This is a genomic window from Klebsiella planticola (assembly GCF_000783935.2).
GTDB lineage: Bacteria > Pseudomonadota > Gammaproteobacteria > Enterobacterales > Enterobacteriaceae > Klebsiella > Klebsiella planticola.
In genome coordinates this window covers 4256755-4274126 of sequence record NZ_CP026047.1, presented here as the reverse complement: position 1 = coordinate 4274126, position 17372 = coordinate 4256755, and the positions used below count along the sequence as shown (strand labels likewise).

The following is a 17372-nucleotide window of genomic DNA, read 5'->3' as shown; positions in this document are numbered from 1 at the left end:
ATTTTAAAAGAACCTTATAAAACACGCTACGGAGATTTTTGCTATGTTTGTGTTAACCAAAAGTAAAAAGAAGCCTTGATAAGAGAAATCTTGATGAACAAATATCGTCTGAGCGACAAGGTTCGCCTGTTTCACTATGAAGAGGACGGGATTAAACATAGCGTAAATCTGCGGCAAATTGTGGCCCTGCGTGATTTCGCCGATGTGCGGGCCGGCAGCGAAGGCGGCTGGCTGGACGATGAGGCGGCGCTGAGTCAGGCGGGCACCTGCTGGATCTACGACCCCAACAGCGCGGTGTTTGCCGGTGCGCGGATCGAAGGTAATGCGCGGCTGACCGGGACCTGCATCGTCAGCCACTTCGCTATCATCCGCGACGAAGCATGGATCGACCACGGTACCATCAGTCATCACGCCCTTATCTGTGACAACGTCACGCTTCAAAACTCCCGCGTTCGCGGCTTCTGCCGCCTTGCCGACCAGGCGCGCATTCTCCCCCACTGCCTGATTATCGCCGCCCAGGGACTGACCGCCGACCGCGATAAATATCTGCAAATCTACCAGCGGGCGACGGTCAGCGCTTCGCGCATCGTTCATCAGGCGCAGATTTACGGGGATGCCTTCGTGGAGCACGCCTTTGTTGAGCACCGAGCGGAAATATTTGACTATGCCCGGCTGGAAGGCAATGAAGAAAACGATGTCTGGGTCTGCGATAACGCCAGGGTCTACGACCATGCGCGCCTGATTGCCGGACGCGCTGAGGATGCGATACCGACGCTACGCTACAGTTCGCAGGTGGCAGAGAACGCCGTGATTGAGGGCAACTGCGTGCTCAAACATCGGGTGATGGTGGGCGGTCACGCCCGGCTGTGCGGCGGCCCGATCCTGCTGGATGACGACGTGCTGGTGCAAGGACATGCTCACATCAGTGGCGATGTGGTGATCGAACATCGGGTTGAAATTACCGACAACGCGCGGATTGAGGCGCTGAACGGCGATGCGATTCATCTGCGCGGTCGCAAAGTGATCAATGGCGCGCAGCAGATTACCCGCACGCCGCTGCTGGGATCGCTGTAGCGCTGTATCCCGCGCGCGCCGGGAACCCCTATCATCAGGAGGCGGGGCTATCGATAATCCGTCCGTAGATATTCTGATCGTCATAAGCGCCGTTCAGATACTCGGCCTGTTTCAGACAGCCTTCGAGGGTAAAGCCATTGCGCAGCGCCACCTGGTTGCTCTTGTGGTTAGCCACCCGGCATTTAATCACGAAGCGCCGGACTTCGCCGCGGCGAGCGTAGTAGTGCATAAAGGCCTGCAGCGCCTGGGAAAGCAGCCCTTGTCCCTGGTGATGTTCATCAATCCAGTAGCCGATGTAGCCGGTTTTATTCAGCGGTTCAATCTGGTTGAACGACAGCACGCCCACCATCTCATCGCGCAAAAACAGTAAAAACATTTTCGCGTAACCGCGCTGGTGCAGCATCACGTTTCCCTGGACATGGCGACGGGTTTCATCTTCGCTGTCGACCGCGGCGGGCCAGCTAAGCGAATGCTGTAACCAGTGTTTATTCTTCTCCACCAGCAGGTGTAAGTCGGTAACGTAACGCTCGTCCACCGCGCGCAGCGTCAGCTGGTCGGTGACCGGGATCGTTTCAGGAACGGTTTTTTTTTCTGCGGACATTACTCTCTCTCACTGCGGGAAAACCCGTCTACGGCACGCAGACGGGCAACCGCGACGGTTACTTCATAACCCGGTCATCAACGTAGTTGCGTTTATCCGGAGCCGGCGGGAAATACTGGTACAGCCAGGTCTCACTGATGGCCTCGCCCTGGCAGCGCAGGAACATGCGCATTTCCACCGGGTCGGTGGAATCGTTGGTCGGGTACCAGTCAAACTGGATGCGATAGCCGTCGAACGGCTCAACGTACAGAATCTCGATCTGCTTCGCTTCACCGTTAGACAGGGTAATCACCGGTTCGATGCCTTTTGGCGCCGCGGCCTTCAGGTCCCCACCGACGAAATCAATGGCAAAACGGCGCGCCCATTTGTCCGGGTAGTGTTCGCCCGGCGCCCAGCCTTCCGGGAAACCGCCCATCCCGGTGCGGGTGGCCATCACCCGGGCCAGCGGAGAACGCACCGGCGGCTGCGCGCTCCAGTACAGGCGATAGCTAAAGTCCAGCTCATCACCGGCCTTGATCGCTTTTTCCGGCTGCCAGAAGCAGACGATGTTATCCAGCGTCTCACCGGTAGTGGGGATCTCCATCAGGCTGACCGCCCCTTTGCCCCACTGATTACGCGGCTCGACCCACAGGCTCGGGCGCTTGTTGTACCAGCCCATGATGTCCTGGTAATGGCTGAAATCGCGGTCAAGCTGCAGCAGACCAAAGCCGCGCGGGTTCTTGTCCTGGAAGGCGTTGAACTGCAGTTTTTGCGGGTTGTTCAGCGGCCGGCAGACCCACTCGCCGTTACCGAGCCACATGGCGAGGCGGTCGGAGTCGTGAATTTGCGGGTGGATGGTGTCGCACATCCGGCGCTCGTTGTTGCCGCAGCTGAACATACTGGTCATCGGCGCGATGCCCAGCTGTTTGATATCTTTGCGGGCGTAGATGTGGTTTTCCACATCCATAATCACCTGCGTCTCCTGGCAGTTGATCACAAATTTATAGGCGCCGGTGACGCTCGGGCTGTCGAGCAGCGCATAGACGGTAAAGACCGTCGCCCCCGGCTTAACCGTCTCAAACCAGAACGAGGTAAAGTCCGGGAACTCTTCCGGGGTATCGGTGAAGGTATCGACCGCCAGACCACGAGCGGAAAGTCCATACTGATAGGTACTGTCTACCGCGCGGAAATAGCTCGCACCGAGGAAGGCGACGATATCGCGGCGTGCCAGCTCCGGCGCTTTAAACGCGCGGAACCCGGCAAAGCCGAGGTCGGTTTGCCCTACCAGCTGTTTGGTGTCTACGCCGGCGTTGTTGTAGTTAAACAGTTCCGGGCGGAAGTGAATCTCCCGCGCCTGCTGGGTTTGTGAATCCAGCGAGAACATGCGCACGCGGCGGCGAAAACCCATGCCGACGTGGAAGAACTGGATGTCCAGCTTGCGGTCGTCAATGTTATTCCACAGCGAATGTCCCGCATCGTACTGAATACTGTTGTAGGCCTGCGGAGTCAGATTAGCCAGTGTTGGCGGCAGGTCGCGCGGGGCGCCGCCCCACGGCTGACGCGACAGGTCGTGGGCCATCGATTGCAAAACGGTAAAGTCAAAACGGCGCGTCATCCCATCAGCAATGCCCGATTCCTCGGCAAGCGCGGCGTTAGAAAAAAGTGAAGCGACTCCTGACGTTCCGCATACGGCGGCAACAGCCATGGAAGATTTGAGAAAACGTCTGCGATTCATGCCTGAGAAAGCGTCCTTCTGTTATGCCAATTGGTCGGCAACGCGACAAACAGATGCGTCGTGAATTTCGCCCACTCTAGACAAAAACGATTGATAATCCAATTGTTGGCGACAGAAAAAGCGTGAAAAAATTCTCTCCACCGAAGCGGACTGGATCCCTCCGCAGGTTTGCCCTGCGGAGGAAAGCGGGTTATTTGACGCTGACGTCGATACCCGGGAAGTATTTCGCCGCCAGACGGGTGATGGTGCCGTCAGCGCGAACTTTGTCGATTGCCGCATCGAGCTGTTTTTTGGTCGCCTCGTCGCCTTTGCGCAGGCCGTAGCCGATCCCGCTGCCGAGAATAGTATCGTCAGCCACCGGTTTGCCGATAAAGCCAAAGCCTTTGCCCTGCGGCTTGCTGAGGAAACCGGCCTGCCCGGCGGCAGACATCACCAGCGAAGCATCGATACGGCCGTTCAGCAGATCTGCCCACGCCATATTTTGATCTTTGTAGGACACCACCGTTACGCCATGCTTCTCCCAGTGCTCTTTGGCAAAGGTTTCCTGAATCGAACCTTGCAGCACGCCGATGGTTTTGCCTTTCAGCCCTTCCGGGGTGGTCTCCATGCCGCTATCGGCTTTACCGACCAGCTGCGAGGGGATGCGATAAATCGGCTGAGTAAAATCAATGCTTTTGCGTCGCTGTTCGGTGATATTCATCGCCGAGTTAATGGCGTCGAACTTCTTCGCCACCAGCCCCGGGATCAACGCATCAAACGAGGTCTCCACCCAGCTGCATTTCAGCTGAGCCGCCTTGCAAATGGCGTTTCCGAGGTCGATATCAAAACCTTCCAGCTCCCCTGCCGTATTGCGGCTTTCAAACGGCGGGTATTCCGCTTCCACGCCGTAGCGCAGTTCGCCGGAGGCAAACGCAGAGAAGGTACACATCATCCCCAAAGCAAGGGTAAGGGCTGTTATTTTCATCTTCATCGTGGGGCTCCTTAACGCGGCTTAACGTGACACAGTGCCTGCGCACCGGCCCGCAACGTGGCTTCATCTTTAGCAAAAGAGAGGCGAATCAGTTTGTTATCCGTACCATCCGTATAAAACGCCGACAGCGGGATCGTCGCCACGCCGTAGTCGGTTATCAGCCGCTTCACCATTTCGCTGTCGCTTTCGTCGCTGAAATGGCTGTAGTCCGCCAGCATGAAGAAAGAGCCGGCGCTCGGCAACAGACGGAACGGTGAGTCAGCCAGCAGCTGGCGGAGTAAATCCCGCTTCTGCTGGTAGAACGGTGCCAGCGCAAGCCAGGACTGGGGATCGGTCATATGCTCAGCAAAGGCATATTGCATCGGCGTGTCGGCGGAGAACATCAGGAACTGGTGCACCTTGCAGATCTCATCCATCAGCGCCGCCGGCGCAACGCAATAGCCGACGCGCCAGCCGGTCACGTGGTAGGTCTTGCCGAACGATGAGATGATGACGCTGCGCTCAGCCAGCTGGGGATGGGTCGCCATCCCGTGGTGGTGTTCAGCGTCAAAAACCACGTGTTCATACACTTCGTCCGACAAAATCACGATATCGGTATTGCGCGTCAGCGCCGCCAGCTGGTCTAAATCAGCGCGGGAAAATACCTGGCCGCTGGGGTTATGCGGCGTATTGACAATAATCATCCGCGTGCGCGGGGTGATGGCGGCGCGGACTTCATCCCAGTTGACGCTAAAATCAGGCACCGTCAGCTTGATAGCCACCGGCGTCGCCCCCTGCAAGCGGACAATCGGCGCATAGCTGTCGAAAGAGGGTTCAAAGTAGATAACCTCATCGCCCGGATGCACCAGCCCACCGATAGCCGAGTAGATCCCCTGGCTGGCGCTGGCGGTAATCAGGACTTCGTGGTCAACGTCATAACGCGTGCCGTACAGGGCCGCAATCTTCCCGGCAATTCGCTCCTTCAGCGCTGGCAGGCCGGTCATCGGCGCATACTGGTTATGCCCCTCCACCATCGCCCGCGTGACCCCGGCAACCAGCCGGGCATCGCAGGCAAAATTCGGCGCGCCCTGAGAAAGGTTGATGGCATTATGCTGAGCGGAAAGTTGACCGATCACGGTAAAAATTGTCGTGCCGACATCCGGCAGTTTGGAGCGCGTGGTCACCGGGGAACTGAGACTCATAGTTAATCCTTTCTCATTTTATTTGCATAACCATTCAATCCAATGCGCTACCCGGCGACAACCGAATTGTTGTCATAGTAGCCATGCATTTTGATCATGCCTTGAGAAAAGAGACGGCCAGCCAGGGCTGGCCGGACGAGAAAACTACTTGCGGGTTAAGGTGTTAAAGCTGGTCATCAGATTGCGGTAATCGGGAATATGGTTGGAAAACAGCGTCCCCAGCCCCTCAACATCATTGCGCCAGTCGCGATGCAGCTCACACGCGGCGCCAAACCATGACATTAACTGCACGCCGGCCTGTGACATGCGATCCCAGGCAGCATCGCGGGTCATCGGGTTAAAGGTGCCGGAGGCATCGGTGATCACGAAGACCTCATATCCCTCTTCAATCGCCGACAGCGCCGGAAACGCCACGCAGACCTCGGTCACCACCCCGGCGATAATCAGCTGCTTTTTCCCCGTGGCTTTCACCGCGTTTACAAAGTCTTCGTTATCCCAGGCATTGATATTCCCTGGACGAGCAATATAGGGCGCATCCGGGAACTGCGCTTTGAGTTCCGGCACCAGCGGGCCGTTGGGGCCGTTCTCAAAGCTGGTGGTCAGGATGGTCGGCAGACCAAAATATTTCGCCATATCCCCCAGCGCCAGCACGTTGTTCTTGAATTTATCCGGGTCGATGTCGCGAACCAGAGACAACAGTCCTGCCTGATGATCTACCAGCAGCACCGCCGCCTCGTTCTTATCCAGACGTACGTAGGGTTTTGCCATGATTGACTCCTCATTTAAACATCAGGTTATCCCGCCAGCCTTTCCGCGCCGGCAGAGGTTTACTGCACAGGTCAAATCATAGTTTACTGGCGGGCTGAGGATTAGCCGGCAAAAGTGGGACGCAGTGTCCCATTCGCTGAACAAAGCGGGCATACTGTCCATGATCAAAATGCATAGCTGGAGATGAGATGTCGCGAAGCGCCCTGCCTTTTCATGCCGTGGAAACCTTTCTGGTCACCGCCAGGCACCTTAACTTAACCCATGCCGCGCGCGAACTCTGCCTGACTCAGGGCGCCGTCAGCCGCCAGATTGCGGCGCTGGAGGCGTGGTTTGGTTTCCCGCTTTTTGCCCGCCACGCGCGCGGCCTGCATCTTTCGCCGCAGGGCAGCGCCCTCTACCCGGAGCTCCAGTCGGCGTTTGGCCGTCTGATCGCAGTGGCAGAACAGGCTCGTCAGCAGCAGACCGTGGTACGCCTGAAGGCGCCGACCTGCGCCATTCGCTGGCTGGTTCCCCGGCTGGTGGCTATCGAGCGGCGTCACCCGGAACTGCAAATCGCCCTGACCACCACCACGGAACATAGCGTCAACTTCAGGACCGAACCCTATGACGCCGCCATCGTCTTCGGGACTCACCACAGCGTCGGCGATCTGCTGTTTGAAGAGGCGCTGACGCCGGTCTGTAACGGTGCCCTGGCGGGGGACAACATGCTAAACGACGTCACGTTTTTGCACCCGACCCGGGATAAGACCGACTGGTCGCTATGGCTGGCGGCATTCTCACCCGAGGCCCCGCTACTGATGCGTAAAAACCAGCACTTCGACACCATGGATCTGGCGATCACCGCGGCCATGCAGGGGCTGGGCGTCGCCATGGCTGACGCCACCCTGGTGGCTGAAGATGTCCGCGCCGGCCGCCTGGCGCGCCCTTTCACCCTAAGCGTAAAAACCGGCGCCAGCTACCGGCTGGTGGTCCGTAGCTCGCAGAGCAAAGCCGACGGTCTGGCGCGATTTCGAGAGGAGCTGGTTAATCCAGCGTAACGTGGTGGCGCATGACCCGGCGAAACAGCGCCAGCCGGGCGCGCATAAAGCGGTTTTCCAGCTTAAATCCGACCCGCTTATGCAGCCCAATGCGCAGCAGACGATCGCGCCCGCGCAGGCTGGCGGGCCAGCGTACCGCCCCCGGCAGTTCGCTACAGCGATGCCCGGCAAGGCGGGCGAAGTTCGCCCAGTAATCGGCGACCTGGGCGGCAAACGCGCGGTCTTCCTCGTCGGCATAGGTGCGCACCGGCTCGGCCAGGGTGAGCGTGTCAAACACATAGGGCACTTCATCGCCGTGCCACGCCCCGTGCGGACAGGTTTCATCGGCGGCACGGGGAACATAGTCAAACCAGTAGCGCCAGCACGGCTGTCCTACCCGCTGCTGGGCCTGCATCACCACATAGCCCAGCGTGGTGAAGGCCATATCGCGGCACACTTCGCGTCCCAGATTCTCATCCCCCTTGACGCCGGGATAGAGCAGTTTGATCAGGCCGAGGCCAAACCGCCGCTCGCGGCGCAGTTTCTGGATCTGCCCGGCGATATCGACGCCGAATACCGCCATCACGCTGGCCTCGTCGCTGTTAGAGCCAACCATCACCGGCATCGGGTGCTGGCGGCCGGCAAAAAACGCCTCCAGCATCGGCTGCGGTAACACCGCATCGCCGACGATCGGTACCGGTCCGGTATTCAGCGGCGCGGTCAGCGACCAGAATGCCTCCGCGGGAATCGCCCGCAGCTGTGCGGCGCTGGCCTGTGGCAGCGAGAAGTGTTCCGCCAGCAAACGCCCTTTCTCCAGCGCGTTTTCTCGCGGCAGATCCGGCAGCGTATAGCCGCTCTGGATGATGGCCTTATGGAACAGTCCGCGGGATTTCGGCGATACCATTAGCGAGAGCACGCTGCGCGCCCCGGCCGATTCGCCAAACAGGGTGACGTTGGTGGCGTCGCCGCCAAAAGCGTGAATATTATCCTGCACCCATTGCAGCGCGGCAATTTGGTCAAGGAGGGCGAAATTATAGACTCGTTCGCCGTCTTCCCCTTCCAGCGCCGGATGGGCGAAGAACCCCAGATGCCCCAGCCGATAGTTGACGGTCACCACCACCACGTCGCGGGCCGCCAGCGCTTTACCATCGTAAGGGGGCAGGCTGCCGGCGCCAATGGTAAACCCGCCGCCGTGCAACCAGACCATGACCGGCAGCGGCTGAGCGCGTCCGGCGGGTGCCCAGACGTTAAGGTAGAGACAATCTTCTGAGAAGCGACCGGGATCGCCGCCGCCCAGCTCGCGGCAGTACTCAATATCTTGCCAGCTGGCGGCGGAGAAGGTGTCGGCCTGGCGGACGCCCTGCCAACGCGCGGGCGGTTGCGGCGCGCGCCAGCGAAGTTCGCCGACCGGCGGCGCGGCAAAGGGAATACCGCGCCAGAGATGAATGCCCTGTTCAGTGATGCCGGATAACGTCCCCTGCCGGGTTTTGACCAGTGGGGTAGACGGGTTCTGCATGACCTGCTTCCTTTTACTGACTGTCGTCAATGATTCATGTCAGCAGAGTACCGGTTTCAGAGCAGACCGCAACGACGTTTACTGCGCTCCTCCGCCTGTTGATAGAGAGCAAACTCGTCCAGCACCGGGCAACCCAACGCCGTTTCAAAGGCGTCACGGCTGGCATTGCCATGGCTGCGGGCCTGAATGTCATTGCCAAGATTTGACTGGAAAATCCCTGCCGCGCTCACCGGTAAAAAATCTTCATAAATAATCGGTTGCGCCACCACCCAGCCGCGTTCGATTAACGGCTGCGGATCGTCGCCGGGGCCAAAGGCATGACGATGGGCTTCCCCGGCGGGGGTCAGGCGATAGCGGAACCACGCCAGCCCCTGCTGACGCAGCAGGAATTCGCTGTCCGGGAACTGGCTGAACACCTCCTGCAGATGGCGCTGATGGTGGAGGTTGTCTTTCCCGACGCCAGCTTCGTTCAGCAAGCGATCGTACAGCGCCCGACCCTTCGGCGTCAGCGCAATCCCGCGTTGCTCTATCTCGCCAAAACGCGCGCTGTGGGTCCCCTGGTGCTCCCCGGCAAACACCACCGGTTCTTCGAGGGCCTTAAAACTGGTCTGGCGCAGCAGAATCGGCACCTCACGACGCGGCGGCCCTTCAATTAATGCCTTCGGTACCATCCCGCACTCCGGCATCAGCGCCTGAACCCGGTCGATATCCAGCGTGCGCGGCGTCAGGTGGTTGATATGGCAGCCGGGGAAGCAGACCACATCGGCAATCAGCCGGTGCTCATTATGCAGCGCATAATAGGTGTCGGCGTCCACCGTTGCGTGGCTGTGCCAGCGGAACGTCTCCAGCGCCTGGTGGACAAATTCCCGAGCCTGCGCCGGCGAAAAGTGGCCCTGCTCTTCGTGCACAGCGATGAGCTCACGACAGCGGGGAGTAAAAATATCGCGCCGGGCGAGGATCGCCGCCGCACGCTGGCGCAGCTCGACGTTGGCAATCAGTTCCAGACGCAGCAGCGAGGTAAAAATACGAAACGGATTGCGCGCCAGCGCCGCGTCATCAATCGGGCGAAACGCGGTAGAGTGCACCGGCACGCCGGCCTGCGACAAATCGTAATAGCTGACGGGGAACATCCCCATAATGGCAAACATACGCCGCAGCGTCGCCAGTTCTTCCGCCGTGCCAACGCGGATCGCGCCGTGGCGCTCGACGTTAAGTCGCGACAGCTCATCGGCATTCGCCAGTTGCTCATGCAGTTTAGGATTATGCTCCAGCACCGCCAGATTTACGTCCGCCACCAGCTCCAGTAACGTCCCGTACTGTGGAACTTCCTGCTGGTACATCGCCGACATTGCCTGCGAAAAGTTTTCCCGAATCTCATCAGCCGTGATGGTGTTCGCCATGATGCCTTACCTCCAGTGAATACTTCCTGGAGTGTAGAAAAGGCCCATGGCAACGGCGGGAAGAATTTACAAATTGTGATGCGGATAACCTGCCTCACTCCTCGGTGCCGTCCTGAGCATAACCGTGGGTTATGCAAAACGACCATTAATTTCACTTTAAATTAACAAAGCATTTACACACACTGTTTCTGGCGATATGACAATAAAAAGCCCTCTACCGATAAAAACGGAGCCACTACCCTATGAATGATAAATGGTCACCGCGCGAGGTTGTGCATCGCGACTATAGCAGTCACCCGCCCGCCTTTGCGCCGGGCTACAAAACCAGCGTCCTGCGCTCACCGCGCAATGCACTGATCTCGCTACAGAATTCCCTGTCTGAAATTACCGGCCCGGTATTCGGTCACGACGATCTCGGGCCGCTGGATCATGACCTGATCCTTAATTACGCCAAAGAAGGTCTGCCTATTGGCGAGCGCATTATTGTCCACGGCTACGTGCGCGACGGCTTCGGCCGGCCGATGAAAAACACGCTGGTCGAGGTGTGGCAGGCCAACGCCGGCGGCCGCTATCGGCATAAAAAGGATCAGTATCTGGCGCCCATCGACCCCAATTTCGGCGGCTGCGGTCGGGTACTGACGGATGAAAACGGCTATTACTGCTTCCGCACCATTAAGCCAGGCCCCTATCCGTGGCGTAATCAGGTCAGCGACTGGCGCCCGGCACATATTCACTTTTCCCTCTCCGGGGAGGCGTGGGCGCAGCGCCTGATTACGCAAATGTATTTCGAGGGCGACCCGTTAATTAAACAGTGTCCGATCGTCAAAACCATTAATAACGACGATGCGGTTCGCACGCTGATTGCCGAACTCGACACCCATGCCGCCGTACCGCTGGATTGCCTCGCCTATCGCTTTGATCTTGTGCTGCGCGGCCATCGCGCCACGCTGTTTGAAAATCGTACCCAGGGGGCCGCCCGATGAAAGACTATTTAGCCGAAACCGCCTCGCAGACCGCCGGGCCCTATGTGCATATCGGCCTCGCCCCCGACGCCGCCGGTTTTCATATCTTTGAAAAGAATTTCGGCCCGCAGCTCACCACGCCGGACACCGAAGGTGAGCGCATTACTATCGAAGGCCGGGTAATCGATGGTTCCGGAACGCCGGTGCGAGATGTGCTGCTGGAGCTCTGGCAGGCCAACGCCGCCGGGCGCTATCACCACCCCGACGATCGTCAGCAGCACAAAAAAATCGATCCGACCTTTCGCGGCTGGGGCCGCAGCTGCTCGGACTTTTCCTCGGGCATCTGGCGCTTTGAGACCATCAAGCCGGGAGCCGTCGTCGGCCGCGATGGCCGGATGATGGCGCCGCACGTCAATTTGTGGGTGGTGGCGCGAGGCATCAATATTGGTCTCAACACGCGGATGTACTTTTGCGACGAGCAGGAGGCGAACCTGACCGATCCGGTGCTGAATCTGATTGAGTGGGAGGTGCGTCGCCAGACGTTGATTGCCCAACGCGAAGTGCGCGGCAGTGAAATCGTCTATCGTTTTGATATTCACCTGCAGGGTGAGAACGAAACCGTCTTCTTTGATATCTGAGTGACTTTCCGCCTGATTTTGCCCCGACCCGGTTCGGGGCGTCTGTTTTTTCAGCAAAATAAAAAATTTGTAATACAAGAGGGCGAAATGTTAATAATATTTTGCTATCAGGTTATCAAATTTCAATAACTTCGCTTGTCACCCACAGCGCTCTGTTTTTAACATCAACTATGGAAAAAAATGGTCTTTTTAGTCAGCGCATTCGCTTGCGCCATCTACACACCTTCGTGGCCGTCGCTCAACAGGGAACGCTGGGGCGTGCGGCTGAAACACTCAATCTAAGCCAACCTGCCTTATCCAAAACGCTCAATGAGCTGGAGCAGTTGACCGGTACGCGACTGTTTGAACGCGGGCGGCTGGGCGCCCAGCTGACGCTGGTCGGCGAACAGTTTCTCACCCATGCGGTTAAGGTCCTCGACGCGCTGAATACGGCAGGCCAGGCGCTCAACCGCAAAGAGGGGCTGAATAACGATGTGGTACGCATCGGCGCACTCCCGACCGCCGCCTTAGGTATTTTGCCCACCGTCATCGGCCAGTTTCACAAGCAGCAAAAAGATATCACCCTGCAGGTGGCGACCATGAACAACACCATGCTGCTGGCGGGCTTAAAATCGGGAGAAATCGATATTGGGATCGGCCGCATGTCTGACCCGGAGCTGATGAGCGGCCTCAACTACGAGCTGCTGTTCCTCGAATCTCTGAAGCTGGTGGTGCGTCCCGGCCATCCGCTGTTGCAGGAAACCGTAACCCTCAGCCGGGTGATGGAGTGGCCGGTCGTCGTCTCCCCTAAAGGCACCATTCCGCGGCAGAATGCGGAAACGCTGCTGCAAAGTCAGGGGTGTAAAATCCCCGCCGGCTGTATCGAAACCCTCTCCGCGTCGCTCTCGCGTCAGCTGACCGTGGATTATGACTACATCTGGTTCGTCCCTTCCGGCGCGGTCAAAGACGACCTGCGCCGCGGGCTGCTGACCGCTCTGCCGGTGCCCACCCAGGGGGCGGGCGAACCGATCGGCATTTTGACGCGCGTCGATGCCACATTCTCTTCCGGCGCACAAACTTTACTCAGCGCCATTCGCAAATCCATGCCGGCATAATGAACGCCGGACAGGGCATCTGATACCCTCTCCGGCATTTGTCGCAGTTAGGTATTCCGTGCCAGAAACCGCCGTACGGTACCCTGTCCGCGGTGGATCTGAAGAGCGGTAAACGGGTGCGGCAGATGCCGATAGGCACCGTAGTACCTTTATCATCAACGCCGGCGGTGCTCATCAGTCTCCGGATCGCGGCGATGACCTCATCGCCTGCGCATTACCGGAACAGAAGTAAGCATCAGGGCCCCGGACGAGGTCCTGACGGCTGGCAACGCATGCGCTTCTGCAATTTGCCCGGCGGCGCTACGCTTGCGCGGGCCTACCCGGACCTACCCGGAACAACGCTTACGCGGTCCTGCCGGAACAGCGCTTGCACGGACCTGCCGCGAACAACGATTACGCGGACTACCGGAACAGTGCTTTTGTAGGTCGGGTCAGGCGTCAGCCGCCACCCGACGGAAGCCAGCGCAATCGCTAAACCATTTTATCTCTGCCCCGGACGAGGTCCTGACGGCTGGCAACGCATGCGCTTTTGCAATTTGCCCGGCGGCGCTACGCTTGCACGGGCCTACCCGGAAACAACGCTTGCACGGGCCTACCCGGAAACAACGCTTGCGCGGGCCTGCCGGAACAGCGTTTGCACGGACCTGCCGCGAACAACGCTTACGCGGACTACCGGAGCAGCGCTTTTGTAGGTCGGGTCAGGCGCCAGCCGCCACCCGACGGAAGCCAGCGCAATCGCTAAACCATTTTATCTCTGCCCCGGACGAGGTACTGATGACTGGCAACACATGCGCTTCTGCAATTTGCCCGGCGGCGCTACGCTTGCACGGGCCTACAGGAACAGCGCTTGCGCGGGCCTGCCGAAACAGCGCTTTTGTAGGTTGGGTCAGGCGTCAGCCGCCAGCCGACGCGGGGGCGTCGCGAACCGCCGCGATGGCTGAGCGGGTATGAAAATCTGCGGCAGAGTCATCTCTGTTTAGCAATAACCCGGGCATCCCCGGGTTATGTTTGGTCTGAAAATCAATTCTCGCCGAAATGAATGACGGTACGAATTGATTTCCCTTCATGCATCAAATCAAAAGCCTCGTTAATCTGCTCCAGCGGCAGGCGGTGGGTGATAAACGGATCGAGGTCGATTTTACCGGCCATCGCGTCTTCAACCATCCCCGGCAGCTGGGTGCGCCCTTTCACCCCGCCGAATGCCGAACCGCGCCATACGCGCCCGGTCACCAGCTGGAACGGACGGGTTTTGATCTCCTGGCCCGCACCGGCAACGCCGATAATCACGCTCTCACCCCAGCCTTTATGGCAGCACTCGAGCGCCGCACGCATCACGTTCACGTTGCCGATACATTCGAAGCTGAAGTCCACGCCGCCATCGGTGAGCTCAACGATCACATCCTGAACCGGCTTATCATAATCCTTCGGGTTGATAAAATCGGTCGCCCCCATCTCTTTGGCGAGGGTGAATTTTTCCGGGTTGGTATCCACCGCCAGAATGCGTCCGGCTTTCGCCTGCACCGCCCCCTGGATGACCGCCAGACCAATCCCGCCGAGGCCAAAGACCGCCACGGTATCGCCCTCTTTAACTTTCGCGGTGTTGTGAACGGCGCCGATACCGGTGGTCACGCCGCAGCCCAGCAGACAGACTTTATCCAGCGGCGCCTGCGGGTTCACCTTCGCCAGTGAAATTTCGGCGACCACGGTGTATTCGCTGAAGGTGCTGGTGCCCATGTAGTGGTACACCGGCTCGCCGTTATAGGAAAAACGGGTGGTGCCATCCGGCATCAGGCCTTTCCCCTGGGTGGCTCGTACCGCCTGGCAGAGGTTAGTTTTACCGGATTTACAGAATTTGCACTCGCGGCACTCTGCGGTATACAGCGGGATAACGTGATCGCCAGGCTGCAGGCTGGTGACGCCTTCGCCAACTTCGACCACGATACCGCCACCTTCGTGACCCAGCACGGCCGGGAACACCCCTTCCGGATCGTCACCGGAGAGCGTAAACGCATCGGTATGACAGACGCCGGTGTGGGTAATTTTGACCAGCACTTCACCTTTTTTCGGCGGAGCAACGTCAATTTCAACAATCTTCAGCGGCTGGCCTGGGCCAAACGCGACAGCTGCACGTGATTTCATAACCGTCTCTTCCTTCGTGATGATTTATTTTAAATAGGATCGTAGCAGATGACCGACTTCCGCCATTCTGGCCGCTCGCTGATCCGGGGTCGTTTCGCCGCTGACCAGCTCGTCCTGGAGGTGGATTTCCACCATTTCGCCCATCAGGCCGTTGGTCGCCCCGCGGATGGAGGCAATCTGCTGCAGAATCGACATGCAGGATTCGCCGGACTCCAGCGCCCTTTCCAGGGCTTCAACCTGCCCGCGAATGCGACGTACGCGGCTGAGCGCGCGTTTTTTGTCTTCAGGTGAATGTGGCACGATGACGCCCTCAGTATTGTATAGGGGGGTATACTATATTTTATTAAGCAAAGTGGCAAACTAAAACGCCGCTTTAAACCGTAGCACAGCGGCGAGCCGTTGAGGTTAGTTGAGCCGGAGCACCATCTCCACGCAGCATAAATCCGCCTTCGCCAGCTTAGACGGCAGCAGCTTTTCGCGCACGGCGACAAAACCATGGCGCAGATAAAAACCGGCCGCATTCGGCGTCGCTTCCAGCGTCAGGCGCTGGAGATTCCGCCGCCGCGCTTCGGCGATGATGGTCGTCAAAATCATTCCGGCGCAGCCTTTTCCGCCCCATGCGGGCAAGGTAAAGATGGCTTCCACGCTGGCCGCGCGCAGATCAAGATAGCCGGTCGCCACCGGGCGCCCACTCTCTTCCTCAACGACAAAAAAGGGGTTGTCGCGCACCGCATGGCGATACCCTTCCGGCATCGTATCCGGCGTCCAGGCCTCGAGGACCGCGGCTGCGTAGCTCTCACGACAGCCGTTGCGAATGGCCTGATTGCGGATGATCCATAGCGCAGGTGCCTCATCCGGCACGGCAAGTCTGACCTTCATGTTGGGCTCCTTTTTCCTCAGTCCGTCTCAGATCTACCACAGCCGGCGGCGAAAGAATAAAAAAACCCCGCTCGGCAGCGGGGTCAGGGGGTCGAGGTGATTAGCGCTTACGCGGCATCATCCGCAGCAGCGTATTATCTTTCCACAGATAGTGGTGCAGCAGCGCGGCCAGCGCGTGCGCGCCAATGATAAAGTAGCCGGTATTCGCCAGCAGGCTATGTACGCCCTTCAGCGTATCCACCAGCTCGAACTGACTTTGCGCCGCAAACGGCATGGTCAGGCCGAAGGCAAACCACGGATTACCACGGTAATACATCATCACCAGACCGACGATCGGCTGGGCGATAAACAGCAGATAGATAATCAGATGCCCCAGATGGGCAAAACCGGTCATCATCGGCGACGGTTTCGGTACAATCGGCGGCGCCGGGTACTTCAGGCGGACCAGCAGGCGCGCGACCATCAACACGAGGATAGCCACCCCGCAGGAAACGTGAATCATATTAATGACCGGACGGTCGCTGCGGGGGAAAAAACCGCGAAGTTCCATGGTGGCATAGGCGCCAACCACCAATAAAAAGACCAGCCAGTGGATACCTGTTTGCAGGCCAGTGTATTTATCGCGCATGGTAAACCCTTAACAAAACTGTGATGCCGACAACATAACGACCTTTCCTGAGAAATTCATTAACTTTTACGTACTTATAAGAAACAATTGCTGGTAAGCATCTATTTTCAACAAAAGCAATGAGTTACTCGTGTTGCCCGTGGCCTGTTCAAGGTCCTTTGCCGCCATTCAACCGCGCCAAAACCGGCTCCCACTCCCGCTGTTATCGCCAAATCTCCCCCATGAATAGCGCCGCGCTCTTTTACTTTATTCCGCAACATATTGATGTACCGACGGATTTATCCTTTTCAGGTCATGTTCTTGCCGCCAGCCCTGCCCCTTTGACGTGACAACGTCACACATCACGTCACCGTCCGGCTGCTGATGTTACGGTTTTTGCTTGCGATGACGACAGATTGCGATAACGGTCCGCACGGCGGCAATCGAGGAGATGAAAAACAATGCCTTAAGCAAAACCGGCTGCAGAGAAGATCCCTACAGGATGGGGGCACACATTAAACAGATTAAATTTTAGCCATACGTGGTACACTGGCGCACATTCATTGAAAGGTTAATCATCATGTCTTTTCTCGATTACGCAATGAAGTTCATCGGTAGCGCATCCACGTCCACCATCACCTGTCCCGTCTGTGGCTTATCATCAACCCAGTCCACCTCTAAGATTCGCTTAAAACAGGCCATGCTGTGCCCCGGATGCAAGGCTATTTTTGTCTCGACACGCTAGCCAGCTTCTTACGCCGACCCACTTAAACCCCGTGTTCTATACTGAATAAAGACCGGCAGCTGTTAAAT

General features: G+C 58.2%; 17 protein-coding genes and 1 pseudogene. 7 read left to right on the top strand and 11 right to left on the bottom strand.

Annotated features, from left to right (window positions below; translation table 11 throughout):
* Positions 1-93 precede the first annotated feature (93 nt).
* Complete coding sequence (gene ydcK / locus MC50_RS20475) at positions 94-1074, top strand: YdcK family protein (RefSeq protein ID WP_032687917.1); 981 nt, start codon at positions 94-96, stop codon at positions 1072-1074.
* Positions 1075-1108: 34 nt separating this feature from the next.
* On the opposite strand, the gene rimL is transcribed toward ydcK, so the two are convergent.
* The 5 genes from rimL to ycaC form a co-directional block, all read right to left on the bottom strand.
* Positions 1109-1675, bottom strand: a complete 567-nt coding sequence (gene rimL, locus MC50_RS20470; protein WP_047664841.1) for a 50S ribosomal protein L7/L12-serine acetyltransferase — start codon at positions 1673-1675, stop codon at positions 1109-1111.
* 58 nt (positions 1676-1733) lie between these two features.
* Positions 1734-3389, bottom strand: a complete 1656-nt coding sequence (locus tag MC50_RS20465) for a glucan biosynthesis protein D (protein WP_004861457.1) — start codon at positions 3387-3389, stop codon at positions 1734-1736.
* Positions 3390-3579: 190 nt separating this feature from the next.
* Positions 3580-4353 (bottom strand): ABC transporter substrate-binding protein, encoded by a 774-nt coding sequence (locus MC50_RS20460; RefSeq protein ID WP_032696379.1) that lies wholly within the window; start codon positions 4351-4353, stop codon positions 3580-3582.
* A gap of 17 nt (positions 4354-4370) precedes the next feature.
* Complete coding sequence (locus tag MC50_RS20455; protein ID WP_047664840.1) at positions 4371-5540, bottom strand: pyridoxal phosphate-dependent aminotransferase; 1170 nt, start codon at positions 5538-5540, stop codon at positions 4371-4373.
* 144 nt (positions 5541-5684) lie between these two features.
* Entirely contained in the window at positions 5685-6308 is a 624-nt protein-coding gene (ycaC, locus tag MC50_RS20450) for an isochorismate family cysteine hydrolase YcaC (protein WP_032696300.1), read from the bottom strand.
* A 188-nt stretch (positions 6309-6496) separates the two neighbouring features.
* On the opposite strand from ycaC, the gene MC50_RS20445 reads away from it, so the two are divergent.
* Entirely contained in the window at positions 6497-7345 is an 849-nt protein-coding gene (locus MC50_RS20445; RefSeq protein ID WP_047664839.1) for a LysR family transcriptional regulator, read from the top strand.
* Here the strand turns inward: MC50_RS20445 and MC50_RS20440 are convergent.
* Positions 7332-8840, bottom strand: a complete 1509-nt coding sequence (locus MC50_RS20440; protein ID WP_047664838.1) for a carboxylesterase/lipase family protein — start codon at positions 8838-8840, stop codon at positions 7332-7334. The two genes, MC50_RS20445 and MC50_RS20440, sit on opposite strands and share 14 nt — an antisense overlap.
* 56 nt (positions 8841-8896) lie before the next feature.
* Positions 8897-10240 carry a 2-oxoadipate dioxygenase/decarboxylase HglS gene (hglS, locus tag MC50_RS20435; RefSeq protein ID WP_032687922.1) on the bottom strand — a complete coding sequence of 448 codons (1344 nt, stop codon included), beginning with the start codon at positions 10238-10240 and terminating at the stop codon, positions 8897-8899.
* Between the two features lie 242 nt (positions 10241-10482).
* Between hglS and pcaH the strand changes: the two genes are divergently transcribed.
* The 4 genes and pseudogenes from pcaH to MC50_RS29285 all read left to right on the top strand — a co-directional run.
* Positions 10483-11223 carry a protocatechuate 3,4-dioxygenase subunit beta gene (gene pcaH / locus MC50_RS20430; protein ID WP_032687924.1) on the top strand — a complete coding sequence of 247 codons (741 nt, stop codon included), beginning with the start codon at positions 10483-10485 and terminating at the stop codon, positions 11221-11223.
* Complete coding sequence (gene pcaG, locus MC50_RS20425) at positions 11220-11840, top strand: protocatechuate 3,4-dioxygenase subunit alpha (RefSeq protein WP_032696304.1); 621 nt, start codon at positions 11220-11222, stop codon at positions 11838-11840. The genes pcaH and pcaG overlap by 4 nt, the downstream gene beginning before the upstream one ends.
* 170 nt (positions 11841-12010) lie before the next feature.
* Positions 12011-12934, top strand: coding sequence for a LysR substrate-binding domain-containing protein (locus MC50_RS20420; RefSeq protein WP_004861430.1), 924 nt, complete (start codon positions 12011-12013; stop codon positions 12932-12934).
* A gap of 32 nt (positions 12935-12966) precedes the next feature.
* Positions 12967-13077 (top strand): annotated as a pseudogene (locus MC50_RS29285) (hypothetical protein); the annotation flags it as partial.
* Positions 13078-13954: 877 nt separating this feature from the next.
* Here MC50_RS29285 and MC50_RS20410 read toward each other — a convergent pair.
* The 4 genes from MC50_RS20410 to cybB form a co-directional block, all read right to left on the bottom strand.
* Entirely contained in the window at positions 13955-15073 is a 1119-nt protein-coding gene (locus MC50_RS20410) for an S-(hydroxymethyl)glutathione dehydrogenase/class III alcohol dehydrogenase (protein ID WP_032687926.1), read from the bottom strand.
* A gap of 24 nt (positions 15074-15097) precedes the next feature.
* On the bottom strand, positions 15098-15373 hold the full coding sequence (locus MC50_RS20405; protein WP_004861424.1) for a metal/formaldehyde-sensitive transcriptional repressor: 276 nt from the start codon (positions 15371-15373) through the stop codon (positions 15098-15100).
* A gap of 105 nt (positions 15374-15478) precedes the next feature.
* On the bottom strand, positions 15479-15952 hold the full coding sequence (locus MC50_RS20400; RefSeq protein WP_047664837.1) for a GNAT family N-acetyltransferase: 474 nt from the start codon (positions 15950-15952) through the stop codon (positions 15479-15481).
* Between the two features lie 100 nt (positions 15953-16052).
* Positions 16053-16580 carry a cytochrome b561 gene (cybB, locus tag MC50_RS20395; RefSeq protein WP_032687928.1) on the bottom strand — a complete coding sequence of 176 codons (528 nt, stop codon included), beginning with the start codon at positions 16578-16580 and terminating at the stop codon, positions 16053-16055.
* A gap of 559 nt (positions 16581-17139) precedes the next feature.
* On the opposite strand from cybB, the gene MC50_RS28905 reads away from it, so the two are divergent.
* On the top strand, positions 17140-17304 hold the full coding sequence (locus MC50_RS28905) for a YnfU family zinc-binding protein (protein ID WP_213084090.1): 165 nt from the start codon (positions 17140-17142) through the stop codon (positions 17302-17304).
* Positions 17305-17372: the final 68 nt, after the last annotated feature.